Origin of the sequence: Enterobacter sp. LU1 (assembly GCF_008271405.2) — a bacterium.
Lineage (GTDB): Bacteria > Pseudomonadota > Gammaproteobacteria > Enterobacterales > Enterobacteriaceae > Enterobacter > Enterobacter hormaechei_C.
Genome location: NZ_CP043438.2, coordinates 2499059 through 2521863, shown reverse-complemented (window position 1 = coordinate 2521863; position 22805 = coordinate 2499059). Strand labels below are relative to the sequence as shown.

General features: G+C 51.4%; 22 protein-coding genes. 15 read left to right on the top strand and 7 right to left on the bottom strand.

Annotation, left to right across the window (positions count from 1 at the left end; genetic code table 11):
• Nucleotides 1–86 precede the first annotated feature (86 nt).
• Entirely contained in the window at nucleotides 87–1100 is a 1014-nt protein-coding gene (gene rssB / locus FZF21_RS12160) for a two-component system response regulator RssB (RefSeq protein ID WP_003856721.1), read from the top strand.
• A 199-nt stretch (nucleotides 1101–1299) separates the two neighbouring features.
• The gene (gene galU, locus FZF21_RS12155; RefSeq protein ID WP_003856723.1) at nucleotides 1300–2205 is read left to right on the top strand and encodes a UTP--glucose-1-phosphate uridylyltransferase GalU; all 906 of its coding nucleotides are present in this window, start codon (nucleotides 1300–1302) and stop codon (nucleotides 2203–2205) included.
• 202 nt (nucleotides 2206–2407) lie between these two features.
• Here the strand turns inward: galU and hns are convergent, their stop codons facing one another.
• Nucleotides 2408–2821, bottom strand: a complete 414-nt coding sequence (gene hns, locus FZF21_RS12150; protein WP_003856724.1) for a histone-like nucleoid-structuring protein H-NS — start codon at nucleotides 2819–2821, stop codon at nucleotides 2408–2410.
• Between the two features lie 320 nt (nucleotides 2822–3141).
• Between hns and FZF21_RS12145 the strand changes: the two genes are divergently transcribed.
• Nucleotides 3142–3330 (top strand): hypothetical protein, encoded by a 189-nt coding sequence (locus tag FZF21_RS12145; protein WP_123912598.1) that lies wholly within the window; start codon nucleotides 3142–3144, stop codon nucleotides 3328–3330.
• 41 nt (nucleotides 3331–3371) lie between these two features.
• On the top strand, nucleotides 3372–3986 hold the full coding sequence (gene tdk / locus FZF21_RS12140) for a thymidine kinase (protein ID WP_003856726.1): 615 nt from the start codon (nucleotides 3372–3374) through the stop codon (nucleotides 3984–3986).
• A gap of 70 nt (nucleotides 3987–4056) precedes the next feature.
• Here the strand turns inward: tdk and adhE are convergent, their stop codons facing one another.
• Complete coding sequence (gene adhE / locus FZF21_RS12135; RefSeq protein WP_032103375.1) at nucleotides 4057–6738, bottom strand: bifunctional acetaldehyde-CoA/alcohol dehydrogenase; 2682 nt, start codon at nucleotides 6736–6738, stop codon at nucleotides 4057–4059.
• A gap of 480 nt (nucleotides 6739–7218) precedes the next feature.
• On the opposite strand from adhE, the gene FZF21_RS12130 reads away from it, so the two are divergent.
• The 7 genes from FZF21_RS12130 to FZF21_RS12100 all read left to right on the top strand — a co-directional run bounded on the left by FZF21_RS12130 (nucleotide 7219) and on the right by FZF21_RS12100 (nucleotide 15100).
• Nucleotides 7219–7866 (top strand): YchE family NAAT transporter, encoded by a 648-nt coding sequence (locus tag FZF21_RS12130; RefSeq protein ID WP_017384236.1) that lies wholly within the window; start codon nucleotides 7219–7221, stop codon nucleotides 7864–7866.
• Between the two features lie 770 nt (nucleotides 7867–8636).
• Nucleotides 8637–10268 carry an oligopeptide ABC transporter substrate-binding protein OppA gene (oppA, locus tag FZF21_RS12125; RefSeq protein WP_003856736.1) on the top strand — a complete coding sequence of 544 codons (1632 nt, stop codon included), beginning with the start codon at nucleotides 8637–8639 and terminating at the stop codon, nucleotides 10266–10268.
• Between the two features lie 82 nt (nucleotides 10269–10350).
• Nucleotides 10351–11271, top strand: a complete 921-nt coding sequence (gene oppB, locus FZF21_RS12120) for an oligopeptide ABC transporter permease OppB (protein ID WP_003856738.1) — start codon at nucleotides 10351–10353, stop codon at nucleotides 11269–11271.
• 12 nt (nucleotides 11272–11283) lie between these two features.
• A complete protein-coding gene (gene oppC / locus FZF21_RS12115; RefSeq protein ID WP_003856740.1) occupies nucleotides 11284–12192 on the top strand; it encodes an oligopeptide ABC transporter permease OppC in 909 nt (302 codons plus the stop codon).
• An 11-nt stretch (nucleotides 12193–12203) separates the two neighbouring features.
• The gene (locus tag FZF21_RS12110) at nucleotides 12204–13217 is read left to right on the top strand and encodes an ABC transporter ATP-binding protein (RefSeq protein ID WP_063945909.1); all 1014 of its coding nucleotides are present in this window, start codon (nucleotides 12204–12206) and stop codon (nucleotides 13215–13217) included.
• A complete protein-coding gene (gene oppF / locus FZF21_RS12105) occupies nucleotides 13214–14218 on the top strand; it encodes a murein tripeptide/oligopeptide ABC transporter ATP-binding protein OppF (RefSeq protein ID WP_017384233.1) in 1005 nt (334 codons plus the stop codon). The genes FZF21_RS12110 and oppF overlap by 4 nt, the downstream gene beginning before the upstream one ends.
• 45 nt (nucleotides 14219–14263) lie before the next feature.
• On the top strand, nucleotides 14264–15100 hold the full coding sequence (locus FZF21_RS12100; RefSeq protein ID WP_003856745.1) for an ion transporter: 837 nt from the start codon (nucleotides 14264–14266) through the stop codon (nucleotides 15098–15100).
• Nucleotides 15101–15131: 31 nt separating this feature from the next.
• On the opposite strand, the gene FZF21_RS12095 is transcribed toward FZF21_RS12100, so the two are convergent.
• Both FZF21_RS12095 and cls read right to left on the bottom strand, forming a co-directional pair.
• On the bottom strand, nucleotides 15132–15461 hold the full coding sequence (locus tag FZF21_RS12095; protein ID WP_003856748.1) for an HI1450 family dsDNA-mimic protein: 330 nt from the start codon (nucleotides 15459–15461) through the stop codon (nucleotides 15132–15134).
• A 33-nt stretch (nucleotides 15462–15494) separates the two neighbouring features.
• Entirely contained in the window at nucleotides 15495–16955 is a 1461-nt protein-coding gene (gene cls, locus FZF21_RS12090; RefSeq protein WP_003856750.1) for a cardiolipin synthase, read from the bottom strand.
• A 143-nt stretch (nucleotides 16956–17098) separates the two neighbouring features.
• On the opposite strand from cls, the gene FZF21_RS12085 reads away from it, so the two are divergent.
• From FZF21_RS12085 to leuE, 3 genes are all read left to right on the top strand, one after another.
• Entirely contained in the window at nucleotides 17099–17272 is a 174-nt protein-coding gene (locus FZF21_RS12085; protein WP_017384232.1) for a YciY family protein, read from the top strand.
• Between the two features lie 254 nt (nucleotides 17273–17526).
• Nucleotides 17527–17937 carry an Exc2 family lipoprotein gene (locus FZF21_RS12080; RefSeq protein ID WP_015570374.1) on the top strand — a complete coding sequence of 137 codons (411 nt, stop codon included), beginning with the start codon at nucleotides 17527–17529 and terminating at the stop codon, nucleotides 17935–17937.
• 67 nt (nucleotides 17938–18004) lie between these two features.
• Nucleotides 18005–18640: a leucine efflux protein LeuE gene (gene leuE, locus FZF21_RS12075; RefSeq protein ID WP_006810877.1), complete on the top strand. Its 636-nt coding sequence runs from the start codon at nucleotides 18005–18007 to the stop codon at nucleotides 18638–18640.
• Nucleotides 18641–18673: 33 nt separating this feature from the next.
• Here the strand turns inward: leuE and FZF21_RS12070 are convergent, their stop codons facing one another.
• Nucleotides 18674–18970, bottom strand: a complete 297-nt coding sequence (locus FZF21_RS12070) for a YciI family protein (protein WP_003856755.1) — start codon at nucleotides 18968–18970, stop codon at nucleotides 18674–18676.
• Nucleotides 18971–19191: 221 nt separating this feature from the next.
• Here FZF21_RS12070 and tonB point away from each other — a divergent pair, with 221 nt between their 5' ends.
• Nucleotides 19192–19920 (top strand): TonB system transport protein TonB, encoded by a 729-nt coding sequence (gene tonB, locus FZF21_RS12065; protein WP_063945908.1) that lies wholly within the window; start codon nucleotides 19192–19194, stop codon nucleotides 19918–19920.
• Nucleotides 19921–19957: 37 nt separating this feature from the next.
• On the opposite strand, the gene yciA is transcribed toward tonB, so the two are convergent.
• Nucleotides 19958–20353, bottom strand: coding sequence for an acyl-CoA thioester hydrolase YciA (gene yciA / locus FZF21_RS12060; RefSeq protein WP_003856759.1), 396 nt, complete (start codon nucleotides 20351–20353; stop codon nucleotides 19958–19960).
• A 98-nt stretch (nucleotides 20354–20451) separates the two neighbouring features.
• Entirely contained in the window at nucleotides 20452–22638 is a 2187-nt protein-coding gene (locus FZF21_RS12055; protein ID WP_063945907.1) for a TonB-dependent siderophore receptor, read from the bottom strand.
• Nucleotides 22639–22805: the final 167 nt, after the last annotated feature.

The following is a 22805-nucleotide window of genomic DNA, read 5'->3' as shown; positions in this document are numbered from 1 at the left end:
CTTTTTTGATTACTTCAGCAAAATCTGACAGGCGATAGTACCAATAGCATGCCACTATTGAGTAACTGTCAGCCAGGGGAGGAACCATGACACAGCCATTGGCCGGAAAACATATTTTGATAGTAGAAGACGAGCCCGTTTTCCGATCGCTACTGGATTCGTGGTTATCCTCACTGGGTGCAACCACGTCCCTTGCCGAAGATGGCGTCGAGGCACTGGAAAAAATGGCCAGCATGGCGCCTGATCTGATGATCTGCGACCTTGAAATGCCGCGCATGGACGGATTAATGCTGGTGGAAAACCTGCGTAATGAAGGTTATCAGACACCGATACTGGTGATCTCGGCAACCGAAAATATGGCGGATATTGCTAAGGCGTTGCGTTTAGGTGTGCAGGATATTCTGCTCAAACCGGTTAAAGATTTGAACCGTCTGCGTGAAACGGTGTTGGCCTGCCTGTATCCCAATATGTTTAATTCCCGGGTGGAAGAAGAAGAACGTCTTTTCCAGGACTGGGATGCTTTAGTCAGTAATCCGCTCGCGGCCGCGAAGCTGCTTCAGGAACTTCAGCCGCCGGTGCAGCAAAATATCTCTCATTGCAGAGTAAATTATCGCCAGCTGGTAGCGGCTGACCAGCCTGGACTGGTGCTGGATATTGCGCCGCTATCAGATTCCGACCTCGCTTTTTATTGCCTGGATGTTACCCGGGCGGGAGATAACGGCGTTCTGGCGGCCTTATTACTCCGTGCGCTGTTTAATGGATTGCTACAGGAACAATTATCCCATCAGGGGCAACGACTTCCTGAGTTAGGCAGTTTACTAAAACAGGTCAACCAACTTTTTCGCCAGGCCAATTTGCCGGGGCAGTTCCCGCTTCTGGTTGGCTATTATCACAGCGGGTTGAATAACCTTATTCTGGTCTCTGCGGGTTTAAATGCCACGCTGAATACTGGCGAACACCATATTCAGGTGAGTAACGGCGTGCCGTTGGGTACGCTGGGAAATACTTACCTTAATCAAATTAGCCATCGCTGCACCTCCTGGCAGTGCCAAATTTGGGGTGCCGGAGGGCGGTTACGCTTAATGTTGTCCACGGAGTAAGCAGTCAGATTTTATTTTTCAGATTGCTTTACCTGTGTTTTTGCTGGCAGTGCTACTATCGCTGCAAGTTTCATGCGTATTTGTCTTAATTGATCGGCAACGCGTTCTTTTCAGACCCGTATTAGTGGCTGAGACTGTATACTCAACGCGTTATTCAATGCATAAAAGTTCAAAACTTGAACAGTTCAGGAGAATTTCAATGGCTGCCCTTAATTCGAAAGTCAGAAAGGCCGTTATCCCGGTGGCGGGATTGGGTACCAGGATGTTGCCAGCGACGAAGGCAATCCCAAAAGAGATGCTGCCTCTGGTTGATAAGCCATTAATCCAGTATGTCGTGAATGAATGTATTGCAGCAGGTATCACCGAAATTGTGCTGGTGACGCATTCATCTAAAAACTCTATCGAAAACCATTTCGATACCAGTTTCGAACTCGAAGCAATGCTGGAAAAACGCGTTAAGCGCCAGCTGCTGGAGGAAGTGCAGTCTATTTGCCCTCCACACGTTACCATTATGCAGGTTCGTCAGGGCCTGGCGAAAGGCCTGGGGCACGCAGTATTGTGTGCACACCCGGTAGTGGGTGATGAGCCGGTCGCGGTTATTCTGCCTGACGTGATTCTTGATGAGTACGAGTCCGATCTTTCCCAGGAAAACCTGGCGGAAATGATTAAACGCTTCGACGAAACCGGCAGCAGCCAGATTATGGTTGAGCCAGTCGACGACGTAACCGCTTACGGCGTGGTTGACTGCAAAGGCGTTGACCTGCAACCTGGCGAAAGCGTACCGATGGTTGGCGTTGTTGAAAAACCTAAAGCGGACGTCGCGCCGTCTAACCTTGCTGTCGTTGGTCGTTACGTACTGAGTGCTGAAATTTGGGCTCTGCTGGCGAAAACGCCTCCGGGTGCGGGCGATGAAATCCAGCTGACGGATGCTATCGATATGCTGATCGAGAAAGAGACCGTGGAAGCCTACCATATGAAAGGTAAGAGCCATGACTGCGGGAATAAGCTCGGTTATATGCAGGCATTCGTCGAATATGGTATTCGCCATAACAGCCTGGGTGAAGAATTTAAAGCCTGGCTCAAAGGTAGCGTGGGTATTAAGTAATAAACTCACAGCCCAGTGAACAAGACCGGTGGAGCGATGTCCACCGGTTTTTTTATGCCTGTCGCTCCGTAATTGGCGGGGGATTGTCAAGGACGTTAAATAGGGAGCCTCACAATATGACAGAATGTAAGGAGATGTTCGGGCGAATATTACAGGCATAAAAAATCCCGCATTAAGCGGGATTTTTCAGAATCTTTCCAGATTAATCCTTGATCAGGAAGTCATCCAGTTGTTTACCTTGTTCGTCCATTGCTTTCTTGATTACAGCAGGAGTACGGCCCTGGCCGGTCCAGGTTTTCTCTTCGCCGTTCTCATCGATGTAGCTATATTTAGCAGGACGTGCCGCGCGTTTTGCTTTGGTACCGGTTTTAGCCGCAGCCATGCTGTTCAGCAATTCGTTTGGATCGATACCATCGGCAATCAGCATTTCACGATACTGTTGCAGTTTACGTGTACGTTCTTCGATTTCAGCCGCAGCAGCGCTTTCTTCTTCACGACGTTCGTTAACTACAACTTCTAATTTTTCGAGCATTTCTTCAAGCGTCTCAAGGGTACATTCTCTTGCCTGCGCACGAAGAGTACGGATGTTGTTCAGAATTTTAAGTGCTTCGCTCATTGTAGTAATCTCAAACTTATAATGGGGGTGGGTTTGTTGTCCTAATAATAGAGCCTTAATTTCACTTGTGCAATAGGTGGGAATGTAAGGAATTCAAAAAATACAAAATAAACGACGCTATTATTAATTACGCTAACTTAAATTTCATTGTTTGTTGGGTCTGTGAGATATCGTTTCAAACGGCAAAAGCGCGTCATTTGCGTGTATGTTTTGTGACTTTTACCTCAGGAATTATAGTTGCGATTGATAAATATCAGCCTTTTGTATTACCCCGAGTAAGCGCAGCGAAGACAAGAATAGTTAATAAATAGTGAATTTTAATGAACGAAGAAGACACTATAAAAAGAAGTGTTATCTCTGGTTGCGGACTCACCTTATTGTCAGTGTTTAATGCCTTTACTGCCTGTTTTAACGCATTATTTTGCGCTATTCGCGAAGGATTTACTGATGCATGGCAGGCTGGAGAGCGCAGCCCGCCGCTGATGACGGTACAAAATATGGTACAATGATCCATCGGGAATATTACACATTGATTAGGGTTCTTCGGCCAATGGCACAACTTTATTTCTACTATTCGGCAATGAATGCAGGGAAATCGACGGCGTTACTGCAATCCTCATACAATTATCAGGAGCGGGGGATGCGTACCGTTGTTTATACCGCCGAAATCGACGATCGCTTTGGGGCAGGGAAGGTGAGCTCAAGAATAGGGCTCTCGTCGCCTGCAAGGCTGTTTAACCCTGAAACGGACCTGCTGGAGGACATTCGTGCCGAGCATGCCTCTAAGCCTGTCCATTGCGTGCTGGTAGATGAAAGCCAGTTCCTGACCCGAGAGCAGGTCCATGCACTTTCAGAGGTCGTTGATGAGCTGGATATTCCCGTTCTTTGCTATGGATTACGTACCGATTTTCGTGGGGAGTTATTTGCCGGCAGTCAGTATCTGCTCGCCTGGTCGGATAAGCTGGTTGAGCTGAAAACAATCTGCTTTTGTGGCCGCAAGGCAAGTATGGTTCTTCGCCTGGACCAGTCGGGTAAACCCTATGCTGATGGCGAGCAGGTGGTGATAGGAGGCAATGAACGTTATGTCTCGGTCTGCCGCAAGCATTATAAAGAGGCGCTGGCTGTAGGCTCGCTGACGGCGTTACAGGGCGACAATCGAAAATAATAAGAATGTTTTACGTATCCTCAGATATAAAAAAACCCGCCAGCGGCGGGTTTTTTTATCATACTGTCAATCAAGCATTTTTCTTCGCTTTCTTGTCAGCCTTTACAACTGCGGGGATTTCAACTTTTACGGCAGCGACATCGCTTTCAGTGAAGTTACGACCGTAATAAGTATCCAGCAGGATCTGTTTCAGTTCGGAAATCAGTGGGTAGCGCGGGTTAGCACCAGTACACTGGTCATCGAATGCATCTTCAGACAGCTTATCTACGTGAGCGAGGAAGTCAGCTTCCTGAACGCCTGCTTCGCGGATAGATTTAGGAATACCCAGTTCAGCCTTCAGGCTCTCCAGCCATGCCAGCAGTTTCTCGATCTTCGCGGCAGTACGGTCGCCCGGTGCGCTCAGACCCAGGTGATCTGCGATTTCAGCATAACGACGGCGCGCCTGTGGGCGGTCGTACTGGCTGAATGCAGTCTGCTTGGTTGGGTTGTCGTTGGCGTTATAGCGGATAACGTTGCTGATCAACAGGGCGTTCGCCAGACCGTGAGGAATGTGGAACTGTGAACCCAGTTTGTGCGCCATGGAGTGACAGACACCCAGGAAGGCGTTAGCAAACGCAATGCCCGCGATGGTTGCCGCACTGTGTACACGTTCACGCGCAACAGGGTTTTTCGAACCTTCGTTGTAAGAAGCTGGCAGGTTTTCTTTCAGCAGTTTCAGCGCCTGCAAAGCCTGACCGTCAGAGAACTCAGAAGCCAGTACGGAAACGTAAGCTTCCAGAGCGTGAGTTACCGCATCCAGACCACCGAACGCACACAGTGATTTCGGCATTTCCATGACCAGGTTGGCGTCAACGATAGCCATATCTGGCGTCAGTGCGTAGTCAGCCAGCGGGTATTTCTGACCAGTTGCGTCATCAGTCACAACGGCAAATGGCGTCACTTCTGAACCGGTACCGGAAGTGGTGGTGACGGCGATCATTTTCGCTTTCACGCCCATTTTCGGGAACTTGTAGATACGTTTACGGATATCCATAAAGCGCAGCGCCAGTTCTTCGAAGTGAGTTTCCGGATGCTCGTACATCACCCACATAATTTTCGCGGCGTCCATTGGGGAACCGCCACCCAGTGCGATGATCACATCAGGTTTGAAGGAGTTCGCCAGTTCAGCGCCTTTACGTACAACGCTCAGGGTTGGGTCAGCTTCAACTTCAAAGAAGACTTCAGTTTCGACGCCAGCCGCTTTCAGAACAGAGGTGATCTGGTCTGCATAGCCATTGTTGAACAGGAAACGGTCGGTCACGATGAGCGCACGTTTGTGGCCATCAGTAATCACTTCATCCAGCGCGATTGGCAGAGAGCCGCGGCGGAAGTAGATAGATTTCGGAAGTTTGTGCCACAACATGTTTTCAGCTCGCTTAGCAACGGTTTTCTTGTTGATCAGGTGTTTTGGACCAACGTTTTCAGAGATGGAGTTACCACCCCATGAACCACAACCCAGAGTCAGGGAAGGTGCGAGTTTGAAGTTGTACAGGTCACCGATACCACCCTGAGAAGCAGGGGTGTTGATCAGGATACGTGCCGTCTTCATCTTCTGACCGAAGTAAGCAACACGCTCAGGCTGGTTATCCTGGTCGGTGTACAGGCAAGAGGTGTGGCCGATACCGCCCATCGCCACCAGCTTCTCTGCTTTATCTACCGCGTCATCGAAATCTTTCGCACGGTACATTGCCAGCGTCGGGGAGAGTTTCTCGTGAGCAAACGGCTCACTTTCATCAACGACTTTCACTTCACCAATCAGAATCTTGGTGGTAGCAGGGACGCTAAAGCCAGCGAGCTCAGCGATTTTATACGCAGGCTGACCTACGATAGCCGCGTTCAGCGCACCATTTTTCAGAATCACGTCCTGAACGGCTTTCAGTTCTTTACCTTGCAACAGGTAGCCGCCGTGGCTGGCGAAACGTTCACGAACGGCGTCGTATACCGAATCAACCACGACAACAGACTGTTCAGATGCACAGATAACGCCGTTATCGAAGGTTTTAGACATCAGCACAGAGGCAACAGCACGCTTGATATCAGCCGTTTCGTCGATCACCACAGGGGTATTACCTGCGCCTACGCCGATGGCTGGTTTACCGGAGCTGTACGCTGCTTTAACCATACCAGGACCACCGGTCGCCAGAATCAGGTTAATGTCCGGGTGATGCATCAGGGCGTTGGACAGTTCAACAGAAGGTTGGTCGATCCAGCCGATGAGATCTTTTGGCGCACCCGCCGCAATGGCAGCCTGAAGCACGATATCTGCTGCTTTGTTGGTGGCGTCCTTCGCACGTGGATGCGGGGAGAAAATGATTGCGTTACGTGTCTTCAGACTGATGAGAGATTTGAAGATGGCGGTAGAGGTTGGGTTAGTGGTTGGAACGATACCGCAAATGATGCCGATCGGTTCTGCGATGGTGATGGTGCCGAAAGTATCGTCTTCTGACAGCACACCGCAGGTTTTCTCATCTTTATAGGCGTTGTAGATATACTCTGAAGCAAAGTGGTTTTTGATCACTTTATCTTCAACGATACCCATGCCGGATTCGGCAACGGCCATTTTAGCGAGAGGGATTCGAGCATCAGCAGCAGCCAGAGCGGCCGCGCGGAAGATTTTATCAACCTGTTCTTGGGTGAAATTGGCATATTCACGCTGGGCTTTTTTTACGCGCTCGACGAGGGCGTTCAGTTCAGCGATATTGGTAACAGCCATAATGCTCTCCTGATAATGTTTAAACTCTTTTAGTAAACCAGCGCTCGATACGTCTGACAGTATAGTCAGAGCCGATCCCACTTGCGTAACACACAGTAAAACAAAGGATTACTCACTGCTCCAGCTCACTAATTTACTAAAAGAGCCTTACCTTAGCATCATACCTTTTTGATAGGTGATCTCCCTGGCGGCGTAACCAAGATTACTCACTTCTGAGTACGAAAATTATGATCGAGATCAATTTTGTCCTAAGCTGATACCTTTCAGCAGGGTTATTTTGTGCTAATTATTCTACTGTTAAATAATTAAGTAACTATTGGAAGCAGCGATATCATTGATTACACAAATGTTTAACATCATGAATTGATAACGTTTAAGAACAGATTTCTGGTGAAGTATGCGGCTAAAAAGCGTATCTTCAGCGCGGATTTATCATGACACGCAGTTTCTCCCTGGCCATGCTCAATTGCGGAGCTTAATGTGATTCAAACGCTCTTTGATTTCCCTACATATTTCAAGTTTTTTATCGGCTTGTTTGCTCTGGTTAACCCGGTAGGGATCATCCCTGTCTTCATTAGTATGACCAGCTATCAGACGGCTGCGGCACGAAATAAAACCAACCTGACGGCAAACCTGTCGGTGGCGATCATCCTACTTACCTCTCTTTATCTCGGGGACGCCATTCTTCAGGTCTTCGGCATCTCGATTGATTCGTTCCGTATAGCAGGCGGGATCCTGGTGGTGACGATTGCCATGTCGATGATCAGCGGCAAGCTGGGGGAGGATAAACAGAACAAGCAGGAAAAATCAGAGACAGCTATCCGCGAGAGCATCGGGGTCGTGCCACTGGCACTGCCGCTGATGGCGGGCCCGGGGGCGATCAGTTCCACTATTGTCTGGGGAACGCGCTACCACAGCCTGATGCACCTGATTGGCTTTTCCGTCGCTATTGCGCTGTTCGCGCTGTGCTGCTGGGGTGTATTTCGTATGGCGCCATGGCTGGTTCGCTTGCTGGGACAAACGGGCATCAACGTGATTACTCGTATCATGGGTCTGTTGTTAATGGCGTTGGGCATCGAATTTATCGTTACCGGTATTAAAAGTATATTCCCCGGGTTAGTACACTGACTTTCATTTGAAAGAGCGGAGCCAGCGGCTCCGTTTTTTTTACGTGATTATCTGCAAATCATATAAATAAAGTTGAAATAGGCGCCAGTCATAATAAGTTCTACTAATAATCCTCTTCTGTTGTTTTTCAAGGGGTTGTTTATTTTCATTTCCCCTTGCCGCGCATAAATCCCTCAAACCCTCTGTTATTTTACTCACATGATACTCTGGGGCTTGCTGACAGATAACCGAAATGATATTAGTAATTTCGACGCTGACTCAGACGAATGTGCTAAATAATAATCAATTGTTAAATTATCGTGAAAAATCGTTCAGCTAAGCTTTGTCGTCGCGTTTGTAGCAACAAAATTTCTTATCCATATGAATTTAATCTCTTTTTGTTGGTTTCGGCGTAAGCCAGGGTTGGCGCCATAGTTATGCCAGCCATCGTAAAAGAGAAATGCTTAACAAATTTGCAAAATGTATTGGCGAGAGTTGGCACCATTTGGTACTTTCCGGCCTTATATTTTGCAGCATTAAACAAGTTGATGAGAACTATTTTCATGTAGCCCTCACATAAGATATCCAACGCATCTCTCTGACAGGGGAGAGGTGTAAAGAATCGACGCAAGACCGCCGTACGAGCGGTCAGTAATAATGAAGTCGGTGATAGCAAGAAGTAAAAAAAGAACCTGACAGTAGCAAAAAAAACTCCTGCGCTGTACAGGCCCCAACAGGGGATTACACAACTGGCGAAGGTCAGTCATTATAATGAGTGGAGTATCAACACAATGTCCATCATCACAAAAAAAAGTCTGGTAGCGGCGGGGATTTTAACTGCGCTAATCGCGGGCAACGCTGCAATGGCTGCGGACGTTCCTGCTGGTGTTCAGCTGGCTGAGAAGCAAACGCTGGTACGTAATAACGGTGCGGAAGTGCAGTCTCTTGATCCGCACAAAATTGAAGGTGTTCCAGAGTCTAACGTTAACCGCGATCTGTTTGAAGGTCTGCTGGTGACTGACGTAGACGGCCACCCGGCTCCGGGCGTGGCGGAAAAATGGGACAACAAAGATTTTAAAGTCTGGACCTTCCATCTGCGTAAAGATGCGAAATGGTCCGACGGTACGCCGGTTACCGCCGAAGATTTCGTCTATAGCTGGCAGCGTCTGGCGGATCCGAATACCGCCTCCCCGTATGCGAGTTACCTCCAGTATGGCCATATTGCCAATATCGATGACATCATCACGGGTAAAAAGCCAGTTACCGACCTGGGCGTAAAAGCCATCGATGCCAACACCTTTGAAGTGACGTTGAGCGAACCTGTTCCGTACTTCTATAAGCTGCTGGTTCACCCGTCCGTCTCCCCGGTACCAAAATCCGCAGTAGAAAAATTTGGTGAAAAATGGACGCAGCCTGCGAATATCGTGACCAACGGTGCATATAAGCTGAAGGACTGGGTCGTTAACGAACGTATGGTGCTGGAGCGTAACCCGCAGTATTGGGATAATGCGAAGACCGTTATCAATCAGGTCACCTACCTGCCAATCTCTTCTGAAGTGACGGACGTAAACCGCTACCGCAGCGGTGAAATCGACATGACCTATAACAATATGCCGATTGAACTGTTCCAGAAGCTGAAAAAAGAGATCCCTAAAGAAGTTCACGTCGATCCGTATCTGTGCACCTACTATTACGAAATTAACAACCAGAAAGCACCGTTCACCGACGTACGAGTTCGTACCGCACTAAAGCTGGCTCTGGATCGCGACATTATCGTGAATAAAGTGAAGAATCAGGGCGACCTGCCGGCTTACAGCTACACCCCGCCTTACACCGACGGTATGAAGCTGGTTGAACCTGAATGGTTCAAATGGTCCCAGGAAAAACGTAACGAAGAAGCGAAAAAACTGCTGGCTGAAGCTGGCTATACCGCCGACAAGCCGCTGACCTTTAGCCTGTTGTACAACACCTCCGATCTGCATAAAAAGCTGGCTATTGCCGTCGCGTCAATCTGGAAGAAAAACCTCGGCGTGAACGTGAAGCTGGAAAACCAGGAATGGAAAACCTTCCTCGATACGCGCCACCAGGGAACCTTTGACGTGGCACGTGCAGGATGGTGTGCGGACTATAACGAACCGACCTCATTCCTGAACACCATGCTGAGCGACAGTTCGAACAACACCGCACACTATAAGAGCCCGGCGTTTGATAAGCTGATTGGCGAAACCCTGAAGGTGGCAGATGACGCCCAGCGCGCCGATCTGTACGCGAAATCAGAACAACAGCTCGATAAAGACTCTGCGATCGTTCCGGTTTACTACTACGTTAACGCCCGCCTGGTGAAACCATGGGTAGGGGGTTATACCGGTAAAGACCCGTTGGATAATATTTCCGTTAAGAATCTTTATATTATCAAGCATTAATGGCAATACGTGGGGCGAGCGAGCTTGCCCCACTGTGTCTATTTTGTAACATTCATCAGGCACACGCCAGAAGGTACGGGCAATGTTGAAATTTATCCTGCGTCGCTGTCTTGAAGCGATTCCAACGTTATTTATTCTAATTACAATTTCCTTCTTCATGATGCGTCTTGCACCGGGCAGTCCTTTTACCGGTGAACGCACGCTTCCGCCAGAAGTTATGGCCAACATCGAAGCGAAATACCATTTAAACGATCCTATCACCACGCAGTACTTCAACTATCTGAAGCAGCTTGCACACGGTGATTTTGGTCCGTCATTTAAATATAAAGACTATTCCGTTAACGACCTGGTGGCGTCCAGCTTCCCGGTATCGGCTAAATTAGGGGCTGCTGCATTTATCCTGGCCGTTGTTCTCGGTGTCACTGCGGGCGTTATCGCTGCGCTAAAACAAAATACCCGATGGGATTACGCCGTAATGGGGGTCGCAATGACCGGGGTGGTTATCCCCAGCTTCGTTGTCGCGCCGTTGCTGGTCATGATATTCGCCATAACCCTGAAATGGCTTCCCGGGGGCGGCTGGAACGGCGGGGCGCTGAAGTTCATGATATTGCCGATGGTGGCATTATCTCTGGCCTACATCGCCAGCATCGCCCGTATTACTCGCGGTTCAATGATTGAAGTCCTGCACTCGAACTTCATCCGTACCGCCCGTGCGAAAGGGCTGCCGATGCGCCGGATTATTTTCCGTCATGCCCTCAAGCCTGCACTGTTACCGGTACTCTCCTATATGGGTCCGGCTTTCGTCGGCATTATCACGGGTTCAATGGTGATTGAAACCATTTATGGTCTGCCGGGCATCGGGCAGCTGTTTGTTAACGGGGCGCTTAACCGTGACTATTCGCTGGTGCTGAGCCTGACGATCCTCGTGGGCGCGCTGACCATTCTGTTTAATGCCGTTGTCGATGTGCTGTATGCCGTTATCGACCCGAAAATCCGTTACTAACTGGAGCACGCCATGATGTTGAGTAAGAAAAACAGCGAGGCGCTGGAAAACTTCAGTGAAAAGCTGGAGGTCGAAGGTCGTAGCCTTTGGCAGGACGCCCGCCGTCGTTTTATGCATAACCGTGCCGCCGTTGCTAGCCTGGTCGTGCTGGTGCTTATCGCGCTGTTCGTAACCCTGGCACCAATGCTCTCTCAGTTCACCTATTTCGATACGGACTGGGGCATGATGTCCAGCGCGCCGGATATGGAATCCGGGCACTATTTCGGCACCGACTCCTCCGGGCGTGATTTGCTGGTACGTGTAGCGATTGGCGGCCGTATCTCCCTGATGGTTGGCATCGCGGCGGCGCTGGTGGCGGTGATCGTCGGCACCCTTTACGGCTCGCTTTCCGGTTACCTCGGCGGGAAAGTGGACTCCGTGATGATGCGTCTGCTAGAAATCCTGAACTCCTTCCCGTTCATGTTCTTCGTCATTCTGCTGGTGACCTTCTTTGGTCAAAATATCCTGCTGATCTTCGTGGCGATCGGGATGGTGTCCTGGCTGGATATGGCGCGTATTGTGCGCGGCCAGACGCTGAGCCTCAAACGTAAGGAGTTTATCGAAGCCGCACAGGTTGGCGGCGTTTCTACCGCCAATATTGTGGTGCGTCATATCGTTCCTAACGTGCTGGGCGTGGTGGTGGTGTACGCCTCCCTGCTGGTGCCAAGTATGATCCTGTTTGAATCTTTCCTGAGCTTCCTGGGATTAGGTACGCAAGAGCCGTTGAGTAGCTGGGGCGCTCTGTTAAGTGATGGCGCAAACTCCATGGAAGTGTCACCGTGGTTACTGCTGTATCCGGCGGGCTTCCTGGTCGTCACCCTGTTCTGTTTCAACTTTATCGGCGATGGCCTGCGTGATGCCCTCGACCCGAAAGACCGTTAAGGAGCGCCGTCATGACCATTATTGAAACGGCAACCGCGCCACAGGCGCAACAGCGGACCAGCGCACTGCTGGACGTTAAAGACCTCCGCGTGACGTTTAAAACCCCCGACGGTGATGTTACTGCCGTTAACGATCTCAACTTCGACCTGCGTGCCGGTGAAACGCTGGGCATTGTGGGCGAATCCGGTTCCGGTAAATCCCAGACCGCATTCGCGCTGATGGGCCTGCTGGCGTCAAACGGCGTGATCGGTGGTTCGGCGACGTTTAACGGGAAAGAGATCCTGAATTTGCCGGAACATGAGCTGAACAGGCTGCGCGCCGAGCAGATTTCAATGATTTTCCAGGACCCGATGACGTCCCTGAACCCCTATATGCGGGTGGGTGAACAGCTGATGGAAGTGCTGATGCTCCACAAGGGGCTGGGCAAAGCCGAAGCGTTTGAAGAGTCCGTCAAAATGCTGGATGCGGTGAAAATGCCTGAAGCACGCAAGCGCATGCGCATGTATCCACACGAGTTCTCCGGCGGTATGCGCCAGCGCGTCATGATCGCGATGGCATTGCTTTGCCGACCAAAACTGCTGATCGCTGATGAACCGACCACCGCTCTGGACGTGACCGTCCAGGCGCAGATCATGACGTTGCTGAACGAGCTGAAGCGCGAGTTCAATACCGCCATCATCATGATCACCCACGATTTAGGCGTCGTTGCCGGGATCTGCGACAAAGTGTTAGTCATGTATGCAGGCCGCACGATGGAATACGGTAATGCTCGCGATGTGTTCTACCAGCCAGCCCATCCGTACTCTATCGGGCTGTTGAATGCCGTTCCGCGTCTTGATGCGGAAGGGGAGTCGCTGCTGACTATCCCGGGTAACCCGCCAAACCTGCTGCGTCTGCCAAAAGGCTGCCCGTTCCAGCCGCGTTGTCCGCATGCGATGGAAATCTGTAACAGCGCACCGCAGCTGGAAGCGTTTGCCCCAGGCCGTCTGCGCGCCTGCTTTAAGCCGCTGGAGGAGCTGGTATGAACGCGATCGACGAAAAAAGAAATGTGCTGCTCGAAATCGCTGACCTGAAGGTCCATTTCGATATCAAAGACGGTAAACAGTGGTTCTGGCAGCCAGCCAAAACCCTGAAAGCGGTGGATGGCGTCACGCTACGCCTGTACGAAGGCGAGACCCTGGGCGTGGTAGGCGAATCCGGCTGCGGCAAATCGACGTTTGCGCGTGCGATCATCGGCCTGGTGAAGGCCACCGACGGGAAAGTGGCCTGGCTTGGCAAAGATCTGCTGGGGATGAAGCCGGATGAATGGCGCGACGTGCGCAGCGACATCCAGATGATTTTCCAGGATCCACTTGCGTCCCTGAACCCGCGTATGACCATTGGCGAAATCATTGCCGAGCCGCTGCGCACCTATCATCCGAAGATGCCGCGCCAGGAAATTCGCGATCGGGTGAAAGCGATGATGCTCAAGGTGGGTCTGCTGCCTAACCTCATCAACCGCTACCCACACGAGTTTTCCGGCGGTCAGTGCCAGCGTATCGGTATCGCACGCGCGTTGATCCTTGAACCAAAACTGATTATCTGTGATGAGCCGGTTTCGGCGCTGGACGTTTCCATCCAGGCCCAGGTGGTTAACCTGCTACAGAAACTGCAACGGGAAATGGGGCTGTCGCTGATCTTCATCGCCCACGATCTGGCGGTGGTAAAACACATTTCGGACCGTGTGCTGGTCATGTATCTGGGCCACGCCGTGGAGCTGGGCACGTATGATGAGGTGTACCACAATCCTCTGCACCCTTATACCAAAGCGCTGATGTCTGCGGTTCCCGTTCCGGACCCCGATCTGGAAAAAAATAAAACCATTCAGCTTCTGGAAGGTGAACTGCCTTCGCCAATCAACCCGCCTTCAGGCTGCGTATTCCGTACGCGATGCCCAATAGCCGGGCCGGAATGTGCAAAAACACGGCCGGTTCTGGAGGGCAGTTTCCGACATGCGGTTTCCTGCCTGAAAGTAGACCCGTTATAATCGCAAGGGCTGACATGATGTCAGCCCTTATTTTTCGAGGTTAATGTGTCGCGATTATTCACGTCGGCCCGTCAGCGGCTGTATCACCTTTTATTTGATCCTGAAACGGTTTCCGGTCGCCGCTTCGAAGGTCTGTGTGGTTTATTTGCGCTGATTAGCGTCATTATTATCTTTATCGAATCCGGCGCCGGAACGCAGTACCACATGACGTATGAGGAGTGGCACGTTTTCGTCTGGCTGGAATTGATTGTCACGCTGGTGTTTACTGCGGAATATGTGCTGAGGGTCATTAGCTGGCCAAATCCGGCGAAATACGTTTTCAGCTTCTGGGGATTTATTGATTTAGCCACCATCCTGCCGCTGTATGTCATGTGGCTGTGGCCTGAGATCAGCCTGAATTATGTGTTTGCCTGGCGTGCAATGCGGGCGATTCGTGTGTTACGGATTCTCAAACTGCTGCGCTTTATGCCGTCGCTGCGGGTTTTTTGGGTTGCCATTGTCAGCGCCCGCCACCAGCTGATTCTCTTCTATTCGTTTATTGCTATCGTGATGATCGTTTTTGGCTCCCTGATGTATTTAATCGAAGGGCCGAAATACGGGTTTACCACGCTTAATGCGTCTGTTTACTGGGCTATCGTCACGGTGACCACCGTGGGCTATGGTGATATTACCCCGCATACGCCGCTCGGACGTATTGTGGCATCGGTTCTTATCCTGATCGGCTATTCGGTGATAGCGATTCCGACGGGGTTAATTACCACCCATATGAGTAGCGCCTTCCAGAACAGCAAGCAGCAACGCAAATGTCCGAATTGTCAGCAGGGGAATCATGAACCCGGCGCGCGGTTTTGTCACCGCTGTGGAAATGCCTTACCGGATTAAATAAAAAAGGCTGCGCGGGCAGCCTTTTTTATTATTCGCGCCAGAGAATATGGCACAGTTTGTGATCTTTCTCGCGGCACAGCAGGACGCGGGCAAAGATGTCGTTAATTTCTCCGCCGTCTTCATCTGCCAGGCCAATCACCACCTCGGCGAAGAAGTCCGGGTTGAGATCAAAATCGACATGTTCGGCCCAGTCTTCAGCCGGATCGAACAGCTCAGCACCGCCACGCTCTTCAAATTGCAGGTTGAAAAGAATGACGTCAGCAGGGTCGAGATTATCGACCGCCAGCTCGAGAAAAATATCGTAGGCCTGTTCGAGCGTTTCGTCTTCGGTCAGGCGATTGTTCAGATCCATTTCCATGATGACTACCTGTTAAACATCGTTGGGCACGTTTTACAGCAACGGACTAAAGAAGTAAAACAGTCGTTCGGCAATTCGCTGCCACAGCGGACGTTTCGCCCACAGTCTGGCGTCCAGCAGGCGTGAGCGGGAGATATAATCGTCCTGAACCGCCGCCAGATCGCCACCGAATCCGGCGTCATCAATGACCAGCGTAATTTCAAAATTCAGCCACAGACTGCGCATATCGAGGTTGACGGTACCCACCAGGCTCAGCTCTCCGTCCACCAGCACGCTCTTGGTGTGTAACAGGCCGCCTTCGAACTGATAAATTTTAACGCCTGCGGCCAGCAGCTCACTAAAGAACGCGCGGCTTGCCCATCCCACCAGCAGCGAATCGTTCTTGCGCGGCATAATAATGCTCACATCCACTCCGCGCTGTGCCGCTGTACAGATGGCATGCAGAAGGTCGTCGCTGGGAACGAAATAGGGCGTGGTCATGATCAGATATTCCCGCGCGGAGTACGCGGCGGTCAGCAGTGCCTGATGGATCAGATCTTCCGGGAAGCCAGGACCGGAGGCGATAGTGTGGATAGTGTGCCCGCTGGCTTCCTCAAACGGCATGATATTGCCATCCGGCGGCGGGGGAAGAATGCGTTTACCGGTTTCAATTTCCCAGTCGCAGGAGTAGACGATGCCCATTGAGGTCGCGATCGGTCCCTCCATCCGCGCCATCAGATCGATCCATTGCCCCACGCCGGAATCCTGCTTGAAGAAGCGGGGGTCAACCATGTTCATGCTGCCGGTGTAGGCGATATAGTTATCGATCAGAACCATTTTCCGGTGCTGGCGGAGATCCATGCGGCGCAGAAAGACGCGGAAAAGATTCACTTTCAGCGCCTCGACCACCTCGATACCGGCGTTGCGCATCATGCCTGCCCACGGGCTACGGAAAAAGGCCACGCTGCCGGCGGAGTCCAGCATCAGGCGGCAGTGGATACCGCGACGTGCAGCGGCCATTAGCGATTCGGCGACCTGGTCCGCCATGCCGCCCGGCTGCCAGATATAAAACACCATCTCGATATTATGCCGGGCGAGCTGGATATCACGGATCAGCGCCTGCATCACATCATCAGAAGAGGTCATCAGTTGCAGCTGATTGCCTTTTACCCCAGCAATCCCCTGGCGGCGTTCGCACAGCTTGAACAGAGATGCGGCCACGCTACTGTTCTCTTCAGCGAAGATATGCTTGCAGGCTTTAAGGTCGGCAAGCCATTTCGCCGTGGAGGGCCACATGGCGCGGGCGCGTTCGGCGCGGCGTTTACCCAGATGAAGTTCACCGAAAGAGAGATAGGCGATGATGCCCACCAGCGGCAGAATGTAGATAATCAGAAGCCAGGCCATGGCGGAAGGTACCGCTCTGCGTTTCATCAGAATGCGCAACGTCACCCCGGCAATTAACAGCCAGTATCCTAAAATGACCAGCCAACTCACCACGGTGTAGAAGGTTGTCATAAATAAAAAATCCTTTTGAAAGCGTATTGTTATGAGTTTACGCATCAGGATTCATCTGGCAAATAAAAACGGCAGATAAAAGCGCTGGTTTGCCGCCTGCTTAGGCATATAATGGCATCTCTGTTAGAGAAAGAGTTGTAGACATGAAGCGCAGTAGAACTGAAGTTGGGCGCTGGCGCATGTTGCGACAGGTGAGTCGTCGTAAGGCTCGTTGGCTGGAAGCACAATCCCGCCGCAATATGCGTATCCACGCCATCAGAAAATGTGGCCTGAACAGACACCGTAACGCGCTGTTGTTCGCGGTCCAGGACATCTGAAAAGCATGAAGGGCACCGTAAAGGTGCCCATTAAACATCCAGGCTATCAATTTTTGCAGTCTCTTCCCATCTGCTTCCGCGATATACTAACTTCCCATAACGTCATGATATTAAAAGATGAATCCTTATCTCTGGATTTTTATTGTACTTTTGGCGCTGGATGCGCTCAGGGAAGATTTAGGACTTTCGTCATTTTCCTCATTGGCAGATTATGTTTTCGCATGGGGAATACATTTTTATTAAAGGAAAAAAGGATGAACGGAAAAGTAATGGCAGCACTCTTTGGGATTGCGATATTAAGCGGTTGTGCCAGCAGCAAAACCTCACCCGAACGGCACGCGTTTTATTTCGTGTCGCATCAGTCCAGCTTTACTGGCGGCAATTACACCTCCAGCGTGCAGAAAAATTATCAGCTGAACGTGGCGCAGTTCCGCGAGCTTTATGCCCGGGGCAAAGCTGACCGCGCGGAAGGGCGGACTGAGGCTGAAGCCAGTGAATACGCGCAAAGCATTCGCGATCAGCTAAAAGAAAATGCGAAGTCGCAGGAATTGTTCGCAGGCAACGCGAAGGATAAATGGTCTTCGGACATGGACAGTAAAGACGCCCTATTATTTGGTAACGAACTGGCCGCGACTTATCTTGATGGCTATAACGGCGTACAATAGCGCAACTGATTCAGGGGATACCGTAATTACCGGTATCCCCGCTGTTTTTGAGCGAAAGGAGTGAGACGTGTTTGCGGAGTTTGGTGTACTGAATTTCTGGACCTATGTTGTCGGCGCATTTTTTATCGTGCTGGTTCCAGGACCGAACACCTTGTTTGTGCTGAAAACAGGGATTGGCCACGGCGTTAAGAAAGGCTATCTGGCAGCCACCGGTGTGTTTATTGGTGATGCCGTGCTGATGTTTCTGGCCTGGGCGGGCGTCGCCGCGTTGATCCAGACCACTCCGGTTTTATTTAATATTGTCCGCTATCTGGGCGCGTTTTATCTGCTGTGGCTGGGCGGAAAAATGCTCTGGTCCGTTATGACGCGTCAAAAAAATGCGCACGAAAGTAGCGCCGAACCGGCAAGCGCAATCCTTAAGCGTTCGCTGGTGCTGAGCCTGACGAACCCGAAAGCGATTCTCTTTTACGTGTCGTTCTTCGTGCAGTTCATTGATGTCAATGCGAAGAATACCGGCACGTCGTTCCTGATCCTCGCCACAACGCTTGAGCTGATCAGCTTCATGTACATGAGCTTCCTGATTTTCTCAGGCGCGTTTGTCACGCGTTACCTCAAAACCAAAAAGAAACTGGCGAAGCTGGGGAACGGGCTGATAGGTCTGCTGTTTGTCGGATTTGCGGCGAGGCTGGCGTCGCTGCACTGAATGAAGAAAAGGCTCCCGAGGGAGCCTTTCGTTTCAGAATACTTTTTTATACGGACGAACCGTGACTTTCTCGTACACGCCGGCTGCGACGTACGGGTCTGCTTCTGCCCAGGCCTGCGCGGCTTCCAGAGATTCAAACTCGGCAATCACCGTGGAGCCGGTAAAACCCGCCGCGCCCGGATCGTTGCTGTCAACGGCAGGCATCGGGCCTGCGGTCAGCAACCGACCTTCATCCTGTAGCAACTGTAAACGCGCCAGATGAGCAGGGCGAACGGAAAGACGTTTTTCCAGAGAATCAGGTACATCTTCAGCGTAAATCACGTAAAGCACGGCAAAGCTCCTTAACCGGTAAAAGTGACAATTACGTTATGTGAAAGCACAAATGACTGCAATGTAAAGATAATAACAATGTTAAAACCCTGATCTGGATGCCCCTTTTTTGCCCTCATGTACGCTTAAATTGCGCCAGGACAAAGTGTCTTATTGAATATGATTGCTATTTGCATTTAAAATCGAGGTTCGGTTTTTTAACGTTGATGATTATGACTTCGATGACCCTTGATTTACCTCGCCGCTTTCCATGGCCGACGCTGCTTTCCGTCGTTATTCACGGTGCTGTCGTGGCGGGTCTGCTCTATACCTCGGTTCATCAGGTTATTGAAATGCCGGCGCCAGCGCAGCCAATTTCTGTGACCATGGTATCGCCTGTGGATCTTGAGCCGCCGCAGGTTGCGCCGCCGCCGCCACAGCCCGTTGTTGAACCCGAGCCGGAGCCAGAGCCCGAGCCGGTTCCTGAACCGCCGAAAGAAGCGCCGGTAGTGATCCATAAGCCGGAGCCGAAACCTAAGCCGAAGCCAAAACCCAAGCCGGTCAAAAAGGTGGAAGAGCGTCCGAAACGCGAAGTGCGTCCGGTTGAGCCACGCGCCACGCAGCCGGTTGAAAATGCCGCCCCGTCACGTCCGCTGATGAATAACACAACGACCGCGACAAAACCGACGGTAACGGCGCCTGCGGGCCCGCGCGCGCTGAGCCGTAACCAGCCGCAGTACCCGGCACGTGCTCAGGCGTTACGTATTGAAGGGCGTGTACGGGTGAAATTCGACGTTACGGCCGATGGACGTGTCGATAACGTGGAAATCCTGTCCGCACAGCCGGCGAATATGTTTGAACGCGAAGTTAAATCGGCCATGCGCAGGTGGCGCTATGAAGCCGGTAAACCCGGCAATGGGTTGATTGTGAACATTGTCTTCCGCCTGAACGGCGGGGCACAGATGGAATAAAAGAAGCCTCCGCAAGGAGGCTTTTTTTACCTGAGGATCAGCTCCGTGGGAGCTGGCGGGGCTTACCGTCGCTATCCACCGCCACATAGATGAATAATGCCTCCGTCGCCTTATAGCGCTGACCAATCGGCTCAGAAGAGACTTTTTTCACCCATACTTCAATGTTGATGGAGACAGACGTATTGCCGCGTTTTACGCAGCGTGCGTAACAGCACACCACGTCCCCCACCGCGACAGGGCGCAGAAAGGTCATGCCATCGACCCGGACTGTCACCACGCGCCCGTGTGCAATCTCTTTTGCCAGGATTGCACCGCCCATATCCATCTGCGACATCAACCAGCCGCCAAAAATATCGCCATTGGCATTCGTATCCGCAGGCATTGCCAGTGTGCGTAAAACCAGTTCGCCCTGTGGGGCGTCATTTGTTGTCATTGTTTTTAAACTCGTAACTGAAGACTTCAGGCGGGATGCTACTATGATTTCTGGCTGGAGAGAATAGGGTTAGCGCCCGCAGAGCAGGCGCCTTAGGGTCAGAAGGACAGTGTCACGCCGGCGTAATACGCACGGCCTGGTTCGTTATAGGTCGATGCACCGTCATTTTCTCGGTAAATCTGCTTATCAAAGAGGTTGCTGATCCCGGCATTCAGGCGGACATCTTTTGTCAGTTGATAGTTACTACCGATCCCAACGATGGAATAGGCGCCAATCTCTTTATCTGACATCGCATTCTGCTCTTTGCGGATTTCAGCATTTTCTCTTGGCTTCTGGCGGCCATACATCGTCCAGCTAAGGTTCGCTGAAAGTTTGCTGTTAACCTGCCAGTCGAGCATCGTGTTGACGGTATATTTTGGGATAATCGACAGAGGGTTGCCGGTGTCCTTACTTTCAGACTGAATCATATACGTCGCATTGGTACGCCAGGTTAGCGTGTCGCGGATAACCGGGACGGTGAGGTTGCCTTCCAGCCCCTCAACAACAGCCTTTCCTCCGTTCTGCCACTGAAGGATATTTGCGCCGCTGCTTGTCTGGCCCAGCACGTCCGTTCCCGAAACAATCTTGTTTTTGTAATCGTTGCGGAACCAGGTTATGCCAGCCTCGTAGCCTTCCAGCGCAAAGGCCAGGCCAATCTCTTTGTTCACGCTGATTTCAGGATCCAGATCCGGGTTACCTAACAGGTAACAGCTTCCTTCGGAAACGTTGTTCGGGCAGCCATTGCCGCGGGTGGAAAGCAGATAGCCTTCGCTGGATTGATACAGGTTTGGCGCTTTAAATACCCGAGCGATACCCGCTTTAACCTTGAACATGTCACCCAAATCCTGAGAGAGGTTCAGGCTAGGACTCCAGTTGCTGCCAAACTGATTGTGATAATCAAAGCGGAGCCCTGGGATCAGGTTGGTGCCCTGGCGCGCTTCAATATTGTCCTCAAGATAGATGCCAGTGAGGTCAGCGCTGTTTTTGCTGTTGCGCTCAGAAGCCGTACCGGGAACGCCGTTAATCACTTCTCCCGACACATTTGTCGCCTGCATTGAGGCCGGATCGTTCAGTTCATCACGGTTCCATTCTGCACCGACGGTTAGCGTCTGTTCGACCAGCCAGAAGAAAGGAATGTTCAGTTCACCCGTTGAACGGTATGACTCCAGCCGGCTGGTATCGTATTTATCGCTATTGATCATCCCCTCAACTTTGCCCGTAGAGCCTTCTTCCAGGCGGGTGTTGTTGGTCTTTTCATAATAAACACCGAACTTAGACTGACCCCAGTCCCAGATGCCGTTGTGCGTAATGCCATAGGACTGGCGGTACATTCGGTTCGTTTCGTGTCCATACAGGGACGACACCAGACCGTCAGGGCTGACGTTGCTGTTGCTGTATTGAGTATCACCCGCGTAGATATTGCCCTGGCGGCTGTAGCTGTAGTCGAAATCGATAATCTGCTGTGGCGTGAGTTTCCAGGAGAGCAGGGCATTAATGTCCTTGTTGCGCACGCCTTCACGTCCGGCGGCGTAAGAGCCGTTTTGCGCGGTGTTGATGTCCTGAGCATCTGCGTCAGTTTTGTTGATATTCCCGTACAGGCGCATCGTTAACGCATCGCCCGCAAGGGGGCCGCTCAGATCAAAATTAGCGCGTTTCGTCGCTCCCTCTTTATCATTTTCAGGCTGGTTAGTGTACAGGGAGAGCGAGCCGTGCCAGTCGTTGGTCGGGCGTTTGGTAATGATGTTGACGACGCCGCCGGCCGCCCCCGAACCATAGCGGGCGGCAGCAGGTCCCCGGAGCACTTCAATGCGCTCAACCATCTCTGGCGGAACCCAGTTGGTATCCCCGCGGGTGTCGCGCTCCCCGCGCCAGCTGTAGCGCACCGAGTTACGTGACGTCACCGGCACACCGTCAATCAGAATCAGCGTGTTCTCCGGCCCCATACCGCGGATGTCGATCTGGCGGTTGTTACCGCGGCTGCCTGTCGCGCTGTTTCCGGTGAGGTTAACCCCGGGCATTTTGCGAATAATTTCAGAAAGATCGTTCACCGGTGGATCCTTTTCTATGTCCTTTGCCGTGATGATGGAAACCCCCGGCTGTTGCTTCAGCGCCTCTTCAGCGGTGGCCTGAACAACCATTGTTTCACCATCGGCGAGAGGATCTTCCGCTGCGTGTGCGCTCTGATAAAGCGTTGAAAGAATGGCGAGCGTAAGTGTAGCCGGGGCAAATCTTATTATGTTATTCATCAACTCATTTCCATTTGTTAAAAATGCGATGACGAATATTAATGATAGTCATTCTCATTACAATAAAGTGACAGCAATCTCCATAAAATCTTCATGATTCAGACATTTTCGCAGGAAGGATGTAGAGAAAAGAGAAGGCGGGAAAAGAGGCCAGACCGCGCGGCGAT